A 17,525-nucleotide genomic window follows, 5' to 3' on the forward strand; every position below is an offset into this window, starting at 1 on the left:
TCACCTCTCGCTTCACTCCTGTCCCGAAGGGCCCTCCCCGTAGGGCCCTTCGGCATGTGCGGGTATCAGTGGCCGCGCCTAGAGTTGATCGCGTCAGAGGTGCCGGGCAGGGCGGTGCCGTACCAAGGATTTCGTGAATTCGTTCACGATCATTCACGCGATGAGGGAGTCGGACTCTCATACTTCGAAAGCATGACCCAATCGGGTTCCGTGATCGCTCGGCGATCATTTGCTGAAGAGCATGTGAAGACTTATTCCACTTACCGCGGACTGTTTTGATCAGGTTCCGGTACCTACAATCCGTCCACATCTTGAGCTCAGCCCAAGCGTCAAGGAGGACGAATGGCGGGGCTTTCTACCCCTCATCAGTTGGGCCATCCCACGACCTTCGCAGCCGCAGTGCTGACCGACGGCAACCGCGTGATCATCGCGGTCATCGCCGTGGTGGCACTGGCGGCGCTCGCTGTCGCCGGCGTCCTGGTACGCCAGGTGCTCGCGGCCGACGAAGGCACCGACAGCATGAAAGAGATCGCCTCGGCGGTCCAAGAAGGCGCGATGGCCTATCTGGCCAGACAGCTGCGTACGCTGGGCGTATTCGCCGTCGTCGTGTTCTTCCTGCTCATGCTGCTCCCCGCGGACGACTGGAATCAGCGTGCCGGGCGGTCGATCTTCTTCCTGATCGGCGCGGCGTTCTCGGCGGCCACCGGATACATCGGTATGTGGCTCGCCGTGCGCAGTAATGTGCGCGTGGCCGCGGCCGCCCGGGAAGCGACCCCGGCGGAAGGCCAGCCGGAAGCGGATCTCACCACCGTTTCGCACCATGCAATGAAGATCGCTTTCCGTACGGGTGGCGTCGTCGGCATGTTCACCGTGGGACTCGGCCTGCTGGGCGCCTCCTGCGTGGTGCTGGTGTACGCGGCCGACGCTCCGAAGGTGCTCGAAGGCTTCGGCCTCGGGGCCGCGCTGATCGCGATGTTCATGCGTGTCGGCGGCGGCATCTTCACCAAGGCCGCCGACGTCGGCGCCGACCTGGTCGGCAAGGTCGAGCAGGGCATCCCGGAGGACGACCCGCGCAATGCCGCGACCATCGCCGACAACGTGGGCGACAACGTCGGCGACTGCGCCGGTATGGCGGCGGACCTCTTCGAGTCGTACGCCGTGACCCTGGTCGCCGCGCTGATCCTCGGCAAGGCGGCGTTCGGCGACTCCGGGCTCGCCTTCCCGCTGATCGTTCCCGCGATCGGTGTGATCACCGCGATGATCGGCATCTTCGCGGTCGCCCCGCGCAGAACCGACCGCAGCGGCATGACCGCCATCAACCGCGGGTTCTTCATCTCCGCGGTGATCTCGCTCGTGCTGGTGACGGTGGCCGTCTTCGTCTATCTCCCGTCCTCGTACGCCGACCTCCACGGCATCACCGACGCGGCCATCAAGGCCAAGGACGGCGACCCGCGGATCCTCGCGGTCGTCGCGGTGGCCATCGGTATCCTGCTCGCCGCTGTCATCCAGCAGCTGACGGGCTACTTCACCGAGACGACCCGGCGTCCCGTGCGGGACATCGGCAAGAGCTCGCTGACCGGCCCCGCCACGGTGGTCCTCGCCGGTATCTCCGTCGGCCTCGAGTCGGCCGTCTACACCGCCCTGCTGATCGGCCTGAGCGTCTACGGTGCCTTCCTGCTCGGCGGTACGTCGATCATGCTCGCCCTGTTCGCGGTGGCCCTGGCCGGTACCGGCCTGCTCACCACGGTCGGCGTGATCGTCGCGATGGACACCTTCGGTCCGGTCTCCGACAACGCGCAGGGCATCGCCGAGATGTCCGGTGACGTCGAGGGCGCGGGCGCCCAGGTGCTCACCAACCTGGACGCCGTCGGCAACACCACCAAGGCCATCACCAAGGGCATCGCCATCGCCACCGCCGTCCTCGCGGCGTCGGCGCTCTTCGGCTCGTACCGCGACGCGCTCACCACCGGCGCGCACGACGTCGGGGAGAAGCTCTCCGGAGCCGGTGCGCCGCTGAACCTGATGATGGACATCTCGCAGCCCAACAACCTCGTCGGTCTGATCGCGGGTGCGGCGGTCGTCTTCCTCTTCTCGGGGCTGGCGATCAACGCGGTGTCGCGGTCGGCGGGCGCGGTGGTGTACGAGGTGCGCCGGCAGTTCCGTGAGAAGCCCGGGATCATGGACTACACGGAGAAGCCGGAGTACGGCAAGGTCGTCGACATCTGCACCAAGGACGCCCTGCGCGAGCTCACCACACCGGGTCTGCTCGCCGTCATGGCGCCGATCTTCATCGGGTTCACCCTCGGTGTCGGTGCGCTCGGCTCCTTCCTCGCCGGTGCGATCGGCTCGGGCACCCTGATGGCGGTGTTCCTCGCCAACTCCGGCGGTGCCTGGGACAACGCCAAGAAGATGGTCGAGGACGGTCATTTCGGCGGCAAGGGCAGTGACGCCCACGCGGCCACGGTGATCGGCGACACGGTCGGCGACCCCTTCAAGGACACGGCCGGACCGGCGATCAACCCGCTGCTCAAGGTCATGAACCTGGTGTCGCTGCTGATCGCCCCCGCGGTCATCAAGTTCAGCTACGGCGCCGACGAGAACATCGGTGTGCGGATCTTCATCGCGATCCTCGCACTGGTGGTCATCGTCGGAGCGGTCTATGTCTCCAAGCGGCGCGGTATCGCCGTGGGCGACGAGTCCGACGCCGAGCAGACGGCCAACCCGGCGGATCCCGCGGTGGTGTCGTAGACGGTCTTACGATCGCACAGCACGAGGGGCCGGTGGCCGACGCACATCGACGCGTCGGCCACCGGCCCCTCCGCGTTCCTGTCCCTCCGCGTTCCGGCCGCTCCTCCGCGTTCCGGGCGCGCCGTTCCGGCCGCGCACCGTGACCCTTCTCTCTCTTGGTGCAAACAACTGAAAAACACAAGAAAAGCTCCCATTGAAGTGCGATCACCACCCCACCGGCGTGTAGGGTCCGTGGGCCGAGAGCCGTGGAAGGGACCGATCCGGTGAACAAGAAGCTCGCGGCCGCACTGTCCGGCGGTGCGGTACTGGTGATGGCGCTGACGGGATGCAGCAGCGGCGGCGGCACCAAGGACAACAAGGAACTCGACGCATGGGCCAAGAAGGTCTGTGACGCGGTTCCGGCCCAGGACGCCAAGATCAAGGCTGCCAACGCCTCGATCGCCGAGGTGGCCTCGAACACCTCGAACCCGCCGGCCACCATCCAGAAGACCGACTCCCAGGCCTTCCAGGACATGTCCGACGGCTACAAGACGCTCGCCACCGCCATCAGCGGTGCCGGCGCGCCTCCCGGCGTCGACGGCGGCTCCGCACGCCAGAAGGACGCCGTCAAGAACCTCAACGACCTCTCTGGCGCCTACGCCGACCTGAAGAAGAAGGTCGACGCGCTCGACACGAAGAACCAGGCGAAGTTCGCGACCGGCCTGCACGACATCGCCACCCAGATGACCGCGCTCGAGGCGCAGAACAAGAGCGGTACCGCTGCCCTGAAGAACCTGGAACAGGGTGACGTCAAGGACGCGATCGCCAAGCAGCCGAGCTGCCAGAAGGTCGCCGCGTCGGCGTCGGCGACACAGGGCTGAGCAACCGCGCGCAGGACGCGCCGGGCCGGGACCGGGCCGGGACCGCGGGGGACAATGGGGGCGTGACCGACGCCACCCTGCTGACGCTGCCCGCCTCCGACCGACCCGAGACCACCGCCCGGCTGCGGGAAGCCCTCCTCGGGGCCGCCTTCACCGCCGACGGCCTGCTCGACCTCCTCGGCGCCCCCGCCTACGCCGCACTGGCCCGCAGCGAGACCGTGCCGGCCCTCCGGGCGACACGCGGCGACACGCCGCTGGAACTGCTCGTACGGCTGTTCCTGCTGCAACAGCCCGTGCCCCGCGCGCGCGTGGCCGCCGTTCTGCCCCTCGCCGAGTGCCTGGAGGCGGGGTGGCTGGTCCGGGCGGGCGGCGACGAGGTCGCCGCGACCGTGGACGTACGGCCGTACGGCGGGCCGGGCGGCGAGGACTGGTTCATCGTGTCCGACCTGGGCTGTGCCGTCGGCGGGGCCGGCGGGATCGGCAGCCGCGACGAGGGCGTCGTCCTCGGTGTCGGCGGCGCCTCCACGACACTCGCCGGGATCACCGTGCGGACGCCCGTCGCCGCCGCGCTCGACCTCGGCACCGGTTCCGGCATCCAGGCCCTGCACACCACCCGGCACGCCACGCGCGTGACGGCGACCGACGTCAACCCGCGCGCGCTGCACATCACCTCGCTCACCCTGGCGCTCTCCGGTGTGCCCGCCGCCGAGCTGCGCCAGGGCTCTCTGTTCGAGCCGGTACGGGACGACGAGTCGTACGACCTGATCGTCTCCAATCCGCCCTTCGTGATCTCGCCCGGCGCCCGGCTGACCTACCGGGACGGCGGGATGGGCGGGGACGATCTGTGCCGCACGCTCGTTCAGCAGGCAGGGGAACGGCTGAACGTGGGCGGGTTCGCACAGTTCCTCGCCAACTGGCAGCACGTGGAAGGGGAGGACTGGCAGGACAGACTCAGGTCATGGGTGCCCCGCGGGTGCGACGCGTGGATCGTGCAGCGCGAGGTGCAGGACGTCACCCAGTACGCCGAGCTGTGGCTCCGGGACGCGGGCGACCACCGCGGCGGACCGGCGGAGTACGAGGCGAGGTACGACGCCTGGCTGGACGAGTTCGAGGCGCGCAAGGTCAGGGCGGTCGGCTTCGGCTGGATCACGCTGCGTCGGACGGCGGCCCCCGAGCCGTCGCTCGTCGTCGAGGAGTGGCCGCACCCGGTCGAGCAGCCGCTCGGCGACACCGTGCGGGCGCACTTCGAGCGCCTCGACTATCTCCGGGAGCACGACGACGCGGCCCTGCTGGAGGGCCGTTTCAGGCTGACCGCCGAGGTGGTCCAGGAGCAGGTCGGGCTGCCCGGCGCCGAGGACCCCGAGCATGTGGTGCTGCGTCAGCACCGCGGAATGCGCCGGGCCACCAAGGTGGACACGGTCGGTGCCGGCTTCGCGGGGGTGTGTGACGGCTCGCTCAGCGCCGGACGCATCCTGGACGCCATCGCGCAGCTCGTCGGCGAGGACCCCGTGCTGCTGCGGGACCGCACCCCGGCGCAGATCCGGCTGCTGGTCGAGCAGGGGTTCCTCGAACCGGCGCGCTGAGCCGGCGGGATTCCGGGACGGTTGCCCCACGGTGCCCGCGGTGTCTGCGGCACCCTGGTCCCGTCGGCGCATGCGATGGCAGTGGTGCCAGTGGTGCCAGTGATGTACACGGGACCGGTGCGCCCCATGTGGCGTCATCCGAAAACGACTTGAAAGTCACCGGCGCCCACCGTTTCCCGCGCGCCCCTCCCGAGTTGCCCGAACGAATGTTCGGGCAACTTCGCGCCCTTCGTTCACCTCCGGTTCGCCCTGTCGCCGCCCGCGCGTGGCAGTCTCCCGGCGCTGGGCACTCGCGGACAGGGAACAGGGGCAGGGGAGCCATGGAGAGCGGACCGGCGATCTTCGCGGGAATGGTGTTCGCCCTGTTCGGCGGCGCGCTGCTGCTGTGGACCGTGGTCCGCGTACGGATCGGCGAGCCCGTCGCGCAGGGTGTGAACCAGATCGCATCCGCGACCCTCACGGCCATGGTCGCGGTGCTCGCGCTGGGCCTCGCGGCGTGGTGCTTCGCGCACGTGTGAGCTGGGCTCACGTCTCCTCCGCCGGGTAACCGGTAGGTCACGCTCCGGACAGGGCGAGGAGGACGGCCGGGCACTCCGGGCGGCAGGGATGCCAGTAGTCGGGTTACCGTTCGAGTGGCCGTTGCGGGCTTTTCCCGTTTGACACGGGGGCGGGATGTACCGTCACACTCCGCAGCGTAACCATGACCCGCCCCCGGGACGAAGCCTGACGAAGCCCGGGGAGGCCCAGCGTCGACCGGAGAGAAGAGCGAAGTTGTCCCCGACCAGCGAGACCGCAACAGGCGGCCGCCGACTCGTCATCGTGGAGTCGCCTGCCAAGGCGAAGACGATCAAGGGTTACCTCGGCCCCGGCTACATCGTCGAGGCGAGTGTCGGGCACATCCGCGACCTCCCCAGCGGCGCCGCCGAGGTGCCGGAGAAGTACACCGGTGAGGTCCGTCGCCTCGGGGTGGACGTCGAGCACGACTTCCAGCCCATCTATGTGATCAACGCCGACAAGAAGGCGCAGGTCAAGAAGCTCAAGGACCTGCTGAAGGACTCCGACGAGCTCTTCCTCGCGACGGACGAGGACCGGGAGGGCGAGGCGATCGCCTGGCACCTCCAGGAAGTCCTCAAGCCGAAGATCCCGGTCAAGCGCATGGTGTTCCACGAGATCACCAAGGAGGCCATCCGCGCCGCCGTCGCCAACCCGCGCACGCTCAACCAGAAGCTGGTCGACGCCCAGGAGACCCGCCGCATCCTCGACCGTCTCTACGGCTACGAGGTCTCGCCGGTCCTGTGGAAGAAGGTCATGCCGCGTCTGTCGGCGGGCCGCGTCCAGTCGGTCGCCACACGTCTCGTCGTGGAGCGGGAACGCGAGCGCAGGGCTTTTCGTTCCGCTGAGTACTGGGACCTGACGGGCATTTTCGCGACAGGCCGCGCCGGAGATCCGTCGGACCCGTCGTCGCTGGTCGCGCGCCTGCAGACCGTCGACGGCAGGCGGGTCGCGCAGGGCCGCGACTTCGACTCCCTGGGACAACTCAAGAGCGCGAACATCCTCCACCTCGACGAGGCGACCGCCCGCGCCCTCGCCACCGCCCTGGAGAGCACCCGCTTCGCCGTCCGCTCCGTCGAGTCCAAGCCGTACCGCCGCTCGCCGTACGCCCCGTTCCGTACGACGACGCTCCAGCAGGAGGCCAGCCGCAAGCTCGGCTTCGGCGCGAAGGCGACCATGCAGGTCGCCCAGAAGCTGTACGAGAACGGCTACATCACGTACATGCGTACGGACTCCACGACGCTCAGCGAGACCGCCGTCAAGGCCGCCCGTGCGCAGGTCACGCAGCTGTACGGCGCGGACTACCTCCCGCCCGCCCCGCGCACGTACGCCGGCAAGGTCAAGAACGCCCAGGAGGCGCACGAGGCGATCCGCCCCTCGGGCGACCGCTTCCGCACCCCCGCCGAGACGGGTCTGACCGGCGACCAGTTCAGGCTCTACGAACTGATCTGGAAGCGGACCGTCGCCTCCCAGATGAAGGACGCGACCGGCAACAGCGTGACCGTGCGGATCGGCGGCACGTCGGCCGACGGCCGGGACGTCGAGTTCACCGCCTCCGGCAAGACGATCACCTTCCACGGCTTCCTGAAGGCCTACGTCGAGGGAGCCGACGACCCGAACGCCGAGCTGGACGACCGCGAGCGCCGCCTGCCCCAGGTCACCGAGGGCGACCCGCTGACGGCCGGGGAGATCACCGCCGAGGGCCACTCCACCAAGCCCCCGGCCCGCTACACCGAGGCCAGCCTGGTCAAGGAGCTCGAAGAGCGCGAGATCGGCCGCCCGTCGACGTACGCGTCGATCATCGGCACGATTCTCGACCGCGGCTATGTGTTCAAGAAGGGCACGGCCCTGGTGCCGTCCTTCCTGTCCTTCGCCGTGGTCAACCTCCTGGAGAAGCACTTCGGGCGGCTCGTCGACTACGACTTCACCGCCAGGATGGAGGACGACCTCGACCGCATCGCACGCGGTGAGGCCCAGGCCGTGCCGTGGCTGAGGCGGTTCTACTTCGGCGAGGGCATGGGAGAGGGTGGTGCGGCGGACGCCGGCAACGGCGACGGCGACCACCTCGGCGGCCTCAAGGAACTGGTGACCGACCTGGGCGCGATCGACGCACGCGAGGTGTCGACGTTCCCGGTGGGCAACGACATCGTGCTGCGGGTCGGCCGCTTCGGCCCGTACATCGAGCGCGGTGAGCGGGACTCCGAGCAGCACCAGCGCGCGGACATCCCCGACGACATGGCGCCCGATGAACTCACCGTCGAACTGGCGGAGGAACTGCTCGCCAAGCCGAGCGGTGACTTCGAGCTGGGCGCCGACCCGCAGTCCGGCCACCAGATCGTCGCCAAGGCCGGCCGCTACGGCCCGTACGTCACGGAGATCCTCCCCGAGGGCACGCCGAAGACCGGCAAGAACGCCGTCAAGCCGCGCACGGCATCGCTGTTCAAGTCGATGTCCCTGGACACGGTGACGCTGGACGACGCGCTGCGCCTGATGGCACTGCCGCGGGTCGTCGGCACGGACGCGGACGGCGTGGAGATCACCGCGCAGAACGGCCGCTACGGCCCATACCTGAAGAAGGGCACGGACTCGCGGTCGCTCCAGGCCGAGGACCAGATCTTCACGGTCACCCTCGAGGAGGCGCAGGCGATCTACGCCCAGCCCAAGCAGCGCGGCCGGGCCGCCGCCAAGCCGCCGCTCAAGGAACTCGGCGAGGACCCGGTCAGCGGGAAGCCCGTGGTGGTGAAGGACGGCCGGTTCGGCCCGTACGTCACCGACGGCGAGACCAACGCGACCCTCCGCTCCGCGGACAGCGTCGAGGAGATCACCCCGGAGCGCGGCTTCGAGCTGCTCGCCGAGAAGCGCGCCAAGGCGCCCGCGAAGAAGACCGCGAAGAAGGCGCCCGCCAAGAAGACGACGGCCAAGACCGCCGCCGCCAAGACCACCACGGCCAAGAAGACGGCCGCCAGGACGACCACCGCGAAGAAGACGGCGGCCAAGTCCACGACGGCGAAGAAGACCACGGCGGCACGGAAGACGACGGCGGCCAAGGCATCGTCGGCAGACGACTGACCGCAGACGGCAGACGGCTGACTGCTGCCTACCGACGGCTGACGCTGCCTGCCTGCCTACCGACGGCCGACTACTGACGACCGTTCACCGGCAACGACCACCATGACCGAGAACAGACGCTGACGCTGCGGCTGACGACGTCTCAGCGGGCGTGCCCCCGATACCGCGCCCGGACGGCTGAACCCGTTCGGGCGCACGGCGGAGTGCGTGCCGCAGGGCAACACTTCGATACCGAGGCGCGCGCACGTTCGGACGGGCACAGCTCGATGTCAGCCAGTCCCGATAGGCTGAAAGCATGACCCGAGCCGAGCAGCCAACGGCCCACCATCCGGCCGCCGACGACGCCCTCGTAGCGGACTCCCGAGAACGCGCCGTCCGCGCCCTGTTGCGCCGCCCCCAGCTGAAACGGCTGTGGGGCGCACAGCTCGTGGCGGGCGTCGGCGACACCCTCGCGCTCCTCGTGCTGATCCTGCTCGCCCTTCAGGCGGCCGTCGCCGAGGGCGCTTTCGGCGGCGGCTACCGGGGTGTCGCGTTCGCCGTGACGGCCGTCCTCGGGGCGCGTGTCCTGGCGACGCTCCTGTTCGGAGCCGTCCTCCTCGGTCCGCTCACCTCGCTGACCGCGCCGGACGGCCCGCTCGACCGCCGCTGGACCATGGTCGGCGCGGACGCGCTGCGCGCCGTACTGTTGCTGATCGCCCCGCTCTGGATCGACTGGACGCCGGACAACGCGCTGGCCGTCCTGCTGGTCACCGCGTTCGTCGCCGGTGTGGCCGAGCGGCTGTGGACGGTGTGCCGCGAGAGCGCCGCGCCCGCCCTGCTGCCCGCCCCGCCCCCCGAGGGCGCGACGGTGCGGCCGCTGCCGGACCACATGGACGCCCTGCGCCGCCTGTCGCTGCGCACGACGTTCGTGGCGATCCCCCTCGCCGCCGCCGTCCTCGTCGGCGCCGCGCTGATCAACAATCTGCTCGGCACCGCCGTCACCTGGTTCGACCAGCATCAGGCGGCCCTGAGCTCGTACGTCGCGGCGGGACTGTTCGCCGCGTCGCTGAACCTGCTGGTCTTCCTGGAGGTGCCCGGCACGCGCACCCCGCGCGCGCGGTCCCCGCTCGAGGGCCTGCGCCGCCCCAGGACCGGCACCGGCCCCGACAAGGGCCGTACCGGCGCCATCCCGCTGCTGGTGCTCGCCTGCGCCGCCGTGGCCGGGGCGATCGCCGCCGCGGTCGCCGTGTCGGTGCTGCACGCCACCGACCTGGGCGGCGGGCCGGTCCTGTACGGCCTGACGGTGCTCGCGCTGACCGGCGGCGTCGTCCTCGGTATCCGCGTGGCGCCGAGGACGCTGGTGTCGCTGTCGCGCCGCAGGCTGCTCTCGCTGGCCATAGCCTTCACCGGTGTCGCCCTGCTCGCCGCCGGGCTCGTCCCGGACGTCACGAGTGTGCTGCTGATCGACGCGCTGGCCGGAGCCGGCGCGGGCGTGGCCGCCAACACCGGGCACACGCTGCTCGACCAGGAGGCCGAGGACTACCGCCGCGCCCGCACGACCGAGCACCTGCACGCGGTCGTCCGGGTCGTCATCGCCCTGGGCGCGCTGCTGGCCCCGCTGGTGGCGGCCCTCATCGGCCGCCACCGTCTGGAGAGCGGCCGGTTCGTGTTCGCGCACGGCGGAGCGGCGTTCACCCTGATGCTGGTGGGTGCGCTGCTGCTGCCGGTGGCCGTGCTGGTGCTCGCCAAGGCCGACGACCGTTCCGGCGTACCGTTGCGCCAGGATCTGCGCGACGCCCTGCTCGGTGGCGACGACCCCGTGCAGACGCCCGCGACCGGCGGCTTCTTCATCGCCCTGGAGGGCGGCGACGGCGCCGGAAAGTCCACGCAGGCCGAGGCGCTCGCCGAGTGGATCAGGTCCAAGGGCCACGAGGTCGTCCTCACGCATGAACCCGGGGCGACCCCGGTGGGCAAGCGGCTGCGGTCGATCCTGCTGGACGTGTCGTCGGCGGGCCTGTCCCACCGTGCGGAGGCGCTGCTGTACGCGGCGGACCGCGCTGAGCACGTGGACACCGTCGTACGGCCCGCCCTGGAGCGCGGCGCGGTGGTCGTCTCGGACCGTTACACCGACTCGTCCGTGGCCTACCAGGGCGCGGGCCGCGACCTCTCCCCGACCGAGATCGCCCGCATCAACCGCTGGGCGACCAACGGGCTGGTACCCCATCTGACCGTCCTGCTGGACGTGTCGCCGGAGGCCGCCCGGGAGCGGTTCACGGAGGCTCCGGACCGTCTCGAGTCGGAGCCCGCCGAGTTCCACGCGCGCGTGCGGTCCGGTTTCCTCACGCTGGCCGCCGCCGACCCCGGCCGTTACCTGGTCGTCGACGCGGCCCAGGAGCCCGAGGCCGTCACCACCGTCATCCGCCACCGCCTCGACACCGTGCTGCCGCTGTCCGAGGCCGAGAAGCAGGCCCAGGAAGAGGCACGGCGCAAGGCCGAGGAGGAGGCCCGCCGCAGGGCGGAGGAGGAAGCCGCCCGGAAGGCCGAGGAGGAGCGCCTGGAGCGGGAGCGCGAGGCACAGCTGGCGAAGCTGCGCGCCGAGGAGGAGGAGCGCAAGCGGCGCGAGCTGGAGGAGGCACAGCGGCGCGAGGCCGAGCGGCAGGCCGAGGAGGCCAGGCAGCGCGCGGAGGAAGCCCGCAAGCGTGCCGAGGAGGAGCGTCAGCGGCTGCTCGCGGAGGAGAAGGTCCGCGCCGAGGAGGAGGCCCGCCGCAAGGCGGAGGAGGAGCGGCGCCGCAGGCAGGCCGAGGAGGAGGCCCGGCTGCGCCGCGAGGCCGAGGAACGCAGGCTGGAGAAGCAGCGGAAGGCCGAGGAGGCGCTGCTGAAGGCCGAGGAGGCACGTCGGCTGGCCGCGGAGGCGGCGGCCGCGGCGGACACGGCGTCCCGGCAGCCCACGGTCACCGACACGCCGGTCGCACGGGCCACGCCCGTCACGCCGCCGGTCGGATCTGCCGTACCGGGGGAGGCGCTCACCGTGCCGACGCCGGTGGTGGAGCGTGCGGATCTCCGCAAGCGGGAGTCCGGGGAGTCCCGGGAACCGGTGGAGCCCGTGGGCTCCGGGGACTCCCGGGCGGTACGGGACCGGGAGACCGGGTCCGGCTCCAGGACCGAGTCGGAGTCCGAGGTGACGGCCAAGCTGCCGAAGCCGCCGGTTCCGCCCGTTTCCTCGGGTGCGGCGGACGAGACGGCCGTACTGCCCCCGGTCCGACCCGGTGCGGCGGACGAGACGGCGGTGCTGCCGCCCGTGCGGCCGGGCGCCGCCGACGAGACCGCGGTGCTGCCGCCCGTCGGGTCAGGTGACTCGGACGCCGCCCTCGCGGACCGGCTGCCCCGCGGCTACTTCCGGGACGAGCGTCCGGCCGGCACGGGTCCCGACGGATCCGACGACCGGACGCGCGAGCTGCCGCAGATCGACGCCGCCGCGGCGGAGGCCCCGCGCAGGCGTCAGCGGCCGGACTGGGCGGAGGAGACGCCGCTGGACGACCTGCCGTCGCTGGCCGACGAACTGCTCGGCCCGCGGGGCGACGACGACCACGACGACGACTGGCGCCGTGGCGGCCGGGGGCGGGGACGCCGGGGCTGACGCCGTTGTCAGTGGTGCGGTCCACAATGGACGGTGCGTGACGAGTACCAAGAGGATCCGCAGGACACGGCGGGTTCACGGGACACGGCGGGTCCAGAGGTCACAGGAAACACCGACGACGAAGGAGCGGTCCGGCTCATGACTGTGTGGGACGACCTGGTCGGCCAGGAGCGGGTGAGCGAGCAGCTGGGCGCGGCCGCCCGCGACGCCGACGCGCTCGTCACCGCTGCCGCCTCCGACGTACCGCCGCCCGAGGCGTCGAAGATGACGCACGCCTGGCTGTTCACCGGGCCGCCCGGCGCCGGCCGTACCCATGCGGCCCGTGCCTTCGCCGCCGCCCTGCAGTGCGTGAGCCCCGACCGCGCGCTCGGCGGCAGCCCGGGCTGTGGCTTCTGCGGGGGCTGCCACACGACCCTGGTCGGCACCCACGCCGACGTCACCACGGTCGCCGCCGTGGGCACGCAGATCCTGGCCGAGGACATGCGTGACACCGTGCGGAAGTCGTTCACCTCTCCGGCGGGCGGCCGCTGGCAGGTCATCCTGGTCGAGGACGCCGAACGGCTGAACGAGAAGTCGGCCAACGCCGTCCTCAAGGCCGTCGAGGAACCCGCCCCGCGCACGGTGTGGCTGCTGTGCGCGCCCTCGATCGAGGACGTGCTGCCGACCATCCGCTCCCGCTGCCGCCATCTGAACCTGAGCACCCCGTCGGTGGCCGCGGTCGCGGACATGCTGGTCCGCCGTGAGGGCATCGAGCCGGAGGTCGCCGCCTCGGTGGCCCGCGCCACACAGGGGCACGTGGACCGGGCCCGCCGCCTGGCCACCGACCCGGCGGCCCGGGAACGCCGCGCCGCCGTGCTGAAGCTGCCGCTGCGGGTGGAGGACATCGGGGGTGCGCTCAGAGCCGCGCAGGAACTGGTCGACGCGGCCACCGAGGACGCCAAGCAGCTCGCCGAGGAGCGGGACGGCAAGGAGACCGACGAGCTGAAGGCCGCGCTCGGCGCGGCCCAGGGCGGCCGGATGCCGCGCGGCACCGCGGGTGTGATGAAAGACCTGGAGGACAAGCAGAAGCGCCGCCGGACCCGCACCCAGCGGGACAGCCTCGACGTCGCTCTCACCGACCTCACCGCCTTCTACCGCGACGTCCTCGCTCTGCAGCTCGGTTCCAGGATCGCGCTGGCCAACGCGGACGCGGAGGACGCCCTGGAGCGTCTGGCCCGCTCCAGCGCCCCGGAGTCCACCCTGCGCCGTATCGAGGCGATCGCCGCCTGCCGCCAGGCCCTCGACCGCAATGTGGCGCCGCTGCTGGCGGTGGAGGCGATGACGATGGCGCTGAGAGCGGGCTGACACGGGCGGGCGCAGCCAGGGCGTACCCGGGACGAAGCCGGGGCGTAGTCGGCGCCCTTTCTGGTCACGCTGAGTTGACTCCGTAACCCGTATGGGCGGAAATCGATACGGATCGCCCAAGCCTGATCACGCAGGGTTACCATCGATGGATGCACCTCAGGCGCTCCTCCGCCCGCACCGTCACTCCCCCTCACCCCGCAGCCTCCCGCCGTCTCGGGCCCGCACCCGTACGCGCCACCCTGGCCGCCCTCACCGCCACGGCGACGGCCACCGCGGCCCTCCTCCTCACCGCCTGCTCCGCCGACCGCCCCGCGGCGACCTCCCCGGGCACGACGGCCGCGGCCGCCGCCGCGCAGGCGCTGCTGTCCCCGCTGCCGAGGGCGACGCCGCCCGCTCTGGCTCCGTACTACCGGCAGCATCTGACCTGGCGGCCCTGCGGAACGGAGGGTTTCCGGTGCGCCACGCTGAAGGCACCGCTGAACTACGCGAAGCCCTCCGCGGGAGACGTACGGCTGGCCGTGGCACGGAAGAAGGCCACCGGTCCGGGCGGACGGCTGGGCTCGCTCCTGGTCAACCCGGGCGGTCCCGGAGGCTCGGCGGTGGGCTATCTGGAGCAGTACGCCGGCATCGGCTACCCCGCCGAGGTGCGCGCCCGCTACGACATGGTCGCGATGGACCCGCGCGGCGTCGCACGGAGCGAGCCCGTCGAATGTCTCAACGGGCGCGCGATGGACGCGTACACCCAGACCGACCCCACCCCCGACAACGCGCGGGAGACGGAGGCGCTGGTCGCCGCGGACAAGAAGTTCGCGGAGGGCTGCGGCACCCGCTCGCCGGGCCTGCTGCGCCATGTCTCCACGGAGGAGGCGGCCCGGGACATGGACATCCTGCGGGCGGTGCTGGGCGACGGGCGGCTGAACTACGTGGGCGCCTCCTACGGCACCTTCCTCGGGGCGACCTACGCCGGGCTGTTCCCGTCCCGGGTGGGCAGACTGGTGCTGGACGGCGCGATGGACCCCTCACTCCCGGCGCGCCGGATGAACCTCGGCCAGACGGCGGGCTTCGAGACGGCGTTCCAGTCCTTCGCGAAGGACTGCGTACGGCACCCCGACTGCACCCTGGGCCACCAGGGCACGCCCCCCTCCGGAGTGGCCCGCGCCCTGAAGGCGTTCTTCCGCAGACTGGACGCCCGCCCCCTCCCGACCGGCGACGCGGACGGCCGCAGACTCGGCGAGGCACTCGCCACGACCGGCGTGATCGCGGCGATGTACGACGAGTCGGCATGGCCCCAGCTGCGTGAGGCACTGTCCTCGGCGGCGAAGGAGAACGACGGCGCCGGCCTGCTGGTCCTCTCCGACAGCTACTACGAGCGCGACGCCGACGGCCGCTACACGAACCTGATGTCCGCCAACGCCGCCGTGAACTGCCTGGACCTGCCCGCGGCCTACACGACCACCGAACAGGTGGAGGAAGCCCTGCCCGCCTTCGAGAAGGCGTCCCCGGTCTTCGGCCGGGGACTCGCCTGGGCTTCCCTGAGCTGCGCGTACTGGCCGGTGCGTCCGACGGGCGAACCGCACCGCATCGAAGCACGCGGCGCCGCCCCCATCGTCGTCGTGGGCACCACCCGGGATCCCGCCACTCCCTACCCCTGGGCCCGCGCCCTGGCCCGCCAGCTGACCTCGGCCCGTCTCCTCACCTACGACGGCGACGGCCACACCGCCTACCGCCGCGGCAGCACCTGCATCGACTCCACGATCAACGCCTACCTCCTCAAAGGCACCCCGCCCGTCAACGGAAAACGCTGCTCCTGACCCCTCCGCCCACCCCGGAACCCGCCCCTCCGGGCCCTGTTCGGAGCACCCTCCGAAACTGTGTAGACTTACCGACGTTGCCGATCGCACCATGGTGCGGACGGCCTGCCGCCTTAGCTCAGATGGCCAGAGCAACGCACTCGTAATGCGTAGGTCTCGGGTTCGAATCCCGAAGGCGGCTCTCTTCATGCCCAGGTCAGACACTGTCTGACCTGGGCATTTGTGTTCATCGAATACGACGACGGCGGCGGGCGCGGGCCGTGCGGCTGTCCGTGGTCTCAATCCTGGTCTCAACGGACGGCTCAGGACGTGGCTGCGGCTGAGACTCCGGGCCGGGTCCAGCGTCCGGCATGAAGGTGTTGCCGATGCGCCTCATAGCATCCTTGGACAGGTGCGAGCGTCCCTTTACGTACCGCCGGGTCTGGCTGATCTGGGTGTGCCGAAGGATCTCCATGATGGTGGGCATGTCCACCCCGAGTTCGTTCAGGATTGTTCCGGCGGTGTGACGACTCCCGTCGTACAGACGACGGTCGTCGATTCCGGCTTCTTCCAACAGTTCCTTGAACTCTTGCCAGTCCTGCCGCGGGTCGAGCGGACGTCCGTCGGGGCGGGTGAAAACCAGATGGTGTTCCTGCCAGGCTTCCCCGGCCGCGTCCCGTGCCTCGTCTTGCCGCGCCTTGTGCTGGAGCAGATACGGGATGAACGGCGGCGGGATGGGCACGGCGTTGCGGCTCTTCTTGGTCTTGGGACGGGTGAAAGTCAGACCGCCGTTCTTGCGCTCGGGGCAGGCGCGAGCGTGCTTCACACAGCCGCTCGGGCACGGTGGTGGACACCCGCGCTTGTAGCCCTTGTGGGTAGCGCAGTCCGGTGGGCACGGCTCGAACCGGTGGAACTTGGCGCCGCACCCATGCGGGTCTGCGCAGCCGTGCCGCCACGTAAGGCGCTGAAGCTGCCACTCGGGGCGGAACAGCTCACTTTCGAGGTCGACGTACGACCACCTCAGGCCCAGGGTCTCACCCTGCCGAAAGCCCATGCCGACGCCGACGCACCACCGCATGAACGTGGGGCGCTTGGCGGCGGCCTCCAGGAACGCCTTGGCCTCTTCGGTAGTGAAGGGGTTCGCCTCAGTCTCGTCGACTGTGGGTGGGTCCACGAGGGTGGCCACGTTTTCCACGATGAGGCGCCGGCGGTGGGCGATTTTCAGGGCACGGGACAGGATCCGGTGCACCTTCAGCACATGGGACGGCGCGTGCCCCTCGTCGAGCATGACGCGGTACATCCGTTCCAGGTGCTCCGGCTGTAGCTTGTCGAGCCGGTGCTTTCCGATACCGGGGATGATGTCGTTCCTGGTCTTGGACCAGTAGTCATCCAAGGAGCGCGGCTTGAGCTTCAGGGACGCGATGTTCGTCAGATAGGTGCTCATCCACTGTTCAACGGTCGGCTTGCGTCCCGCCTTGGGAGCGCGGCCCCTGTCCCGCTGCTCCTCCAACGCGCGGACTTTGCGGCGCACTTCGGTTTCCGTCCGGGCCCGGCGGTGGCGCCTGTCGTAGCTGCCGTCATCCTTGACGCCCATGGTGACGCGACCGTGCCACCAACCATCGTTGCCCAGGTAGATGGATGACTCCATGTTCGGTTTCTTGGGGCGGGGGCTCATGTTTTCCTCTGTGCAGCGAAACGGCCCCGGGCACAGGGCCCGGAGCCGTAGTTGGGGTGTGCTCGTGCGCGTCAGGCAGCGACCGGTTCGAGGCCGTTCACGAACGCCTCCAAGTCGCTGCGGCGGATCCGGCGAGAACGACCGCGCTTGACGTACCTCAGGGAGCCCTCTGCCATCAGCTCGTAGACGGTGGAACGGCCGAAGCGCAGAACTCGGGCAGCCTCTTCGGGGGTGTAGAGCAACTGGTCAGTGATCGGCTCGATGGCTGTACTCATCGGGGTGCACCTC

10 protein-coding genes and 1 tRNA gene are annotated in these 17,525 nt (G+C 70.6%); 9 read left to right on the plus strand and 2 right to left on the minus strand.

Going from position 1 to position 17,525, the window contains the following annotated elements:
• The first annotated feature begins 342 nt into the window (after window positions 1-342).
• From ABZ862_RS08230 to ABZ862_RS08270, 9 genes are all read left to right on the plus strand, one after another.
• Entirely contained in the window at window positions 343-2,748 is a 2,406-nt protein-coding gene (locus ABZ862_RS08230) for a sodium-translocating pyrophosphatase (protein ID WP_360954182.1), read from the plus strand.
• 263 nt (window positions 2,749-3,011) lie between these two features.
• On the plus strand, window positions 3,012-3,608 hold the full coding sequence (locus tag ABZ862_RS08235) for a small secreted protein (RefSeq protein ID WP_360954185.1): 597 nt from the start codon (window positions 3,012-3,014) through the stop codon (window positions 3,606-3,608).
• 62 nt (window positions 3,609-3,670) lie between these two features.
• On the plus strand, window positions 3,671-5,191 hold the full coding sequence (locus ABZ862_RS08240; RefSeq protein WP_360954188.1) for a methyltransferase: 1,521 nt from the start codon (window positions 3,671-3,673) through the stop codon (window positions 5,189-5,191).
• A 320-nt stretch (window positions 5,192-5,511) separates the two neighbouring features.
• Window positions 5,512-5,709, plus strand: coding sequence for a hypothetical protein (locus tag ABZ862_RS08245; protein ID WP_360954191.1), 198 nt, complete (start codon window positions 5,512-5,514; stop codon window positions 5,707-5,709).
• A gap of 253 nt (window positions 5,710-5,962) precedes the next feature.
• Window positions 5,963-8,812 carry a type I DNA topoisomerase gene (gene topA / locus ABZ862_RS08250; RefSeq protein ID WP_360954194.1) on the plus strand — a complete coding sequence of 950 codons (2,850 nt, stop codon included), beginning with the start codon at window positions 5,963-5,965 and terminating at the stop codon, window positions 8,810-8,812.
• 295 nt (window positions 8,813-9,107) lie between these two features.
• Complete coding sequence (gene tmk, locus ABZ862_RS08255) at window positions 9,108-12,428, plus strand: dTMP kinase (protein ID WP_360954197.1); 3,321 nt, start codon at window positions 9,108-9,110, stop codon at window positions 12,426-12,428.
• A gap of 138 nt (window positions 12,429-12,566) precedes the next feature.
• Window positions 12,567-13,772 carry a DNA polymerase III subunit delta' gene (locus ABZ862_RS08260; protein WP_360954200.1) on the plus strand — a complete coding sequence of 402 codons (1,206 nt, stop codon included), beginning with the start codon at window positions 12,567-12,569 and terminating at the stop codon, window positions 13,770-13,772.
• A gap of 149 nt (window positions 13,773-13,921) precedes the next feature.
• Window positions 13,922-15,583 (plus strand): alpha/beta hydrolase, encoded by a 1,662-nt coding sequence (locus tag ABZ862_RS08265; protein WP_360954203.1) that lies wholly within the window; start codon window positions 13,922-13,924, stop codon window positions 15,581-15,583.
• 107 nt (window positions 15,584-15,690) lie between these two features.
• Window positions 15,691-15,764, plus strand: a tRNA-Thr gene (locus tag ABZ862_RS08270).
• A 45-nt stretch (window positions 15,765-15,809) separates the two neighbouring features.
• Here ABZ862_RS08270 and ABZ862_RS08275 read toward each other — a convergent pair.
• Together ABZ862_RS08275 and ABZ862_RS08280 are read right to left on the minus strand one after the other, a co-directional pair.
• Window positions 15,810-17,237 (minus strand): tyrosine-type recombinase/integrase, encoded by a 1,428-nt coding sequence (locus ABZ862_RS08275; protein WP_360954206.1) that lies wholly within the window; start codon window positions 17,235-17,237, stop codon window positions 15,810-15,812.
• A 71-nt stretch (window positions 17,238-17,308) separates the two neighbouring features.
• Window positions 17,309-17,512, minus strand: a complete 204-nt coding sequence (locus ABZ862_RS08280; protein ID WP_360954209.1) for a helix-turn-helix domain-containing protein — start codon at window positions 17,510-17,512, stop codon at window positions 17,309-17,311.
• Window positions 17,513-17,525 lie beyond the last annotated feature (13 nt).

The sequence above is a fragment of the Streptomyces sp. NPDC047000 genome (genome assembly GCF_040644295.1).
Taxonomy (GTDB): domain Bacteria; phylum Actinomycetota; class Actinomycetes; order Streptomycetales; family Streptomycetaceae; genus Streptomyces.

Coding starts and splice junctions, on each gene's coding strand:
- ABZ862_RS08280 (WP_360954209.1), bottom strand. CDS start 17,512: ATGAGTACAGCCATCGAGCCGATCACTGACCAGTTGCTCTACACCCCC.
- ABZ862_RS08260 (WP_360954200.1), top strand. CDS start 12,567: ATGACTGTGTGGGACGACCTGGTCGGCCAGGAGCGGGTGAGCGAGCAG.
- ABZ862_RS08275 (WP_360954206.1), bottom strand. CDS start 17,237: ATGAGCCCCCGCCCCAAGAAACCGAACATGGAGTCATCCATCTACCTG.
- ABZ862_RS08230 (WP_360954182.1), top strand. CDS start 343: ATGGCGGGGCTTTCTACCCCTCATCAGTTGGGCCATCCCACGACCTTC.
- ABZ862_RS08245 (WP_360954191.1), top strand. CDS start 5,512: ATGGAGAGCGGACCGGCGATCTTCGCGGGAATGGTGTTCGCCCTGTTC.
- ABZ862_RS08265 (WP_360954203.1), top strand. CDS start 13,922: ATGCACCTCAGGCGCTCCTCCGCCCGCACCGTCACTCCCCCTCACCCC.
- tmk (WP_360954197.1), top strand. CDS start 9,108: ATGACCCGAGCCGAGCAGCCAACGGCCCACCATCCGGCCGCCGACGAC.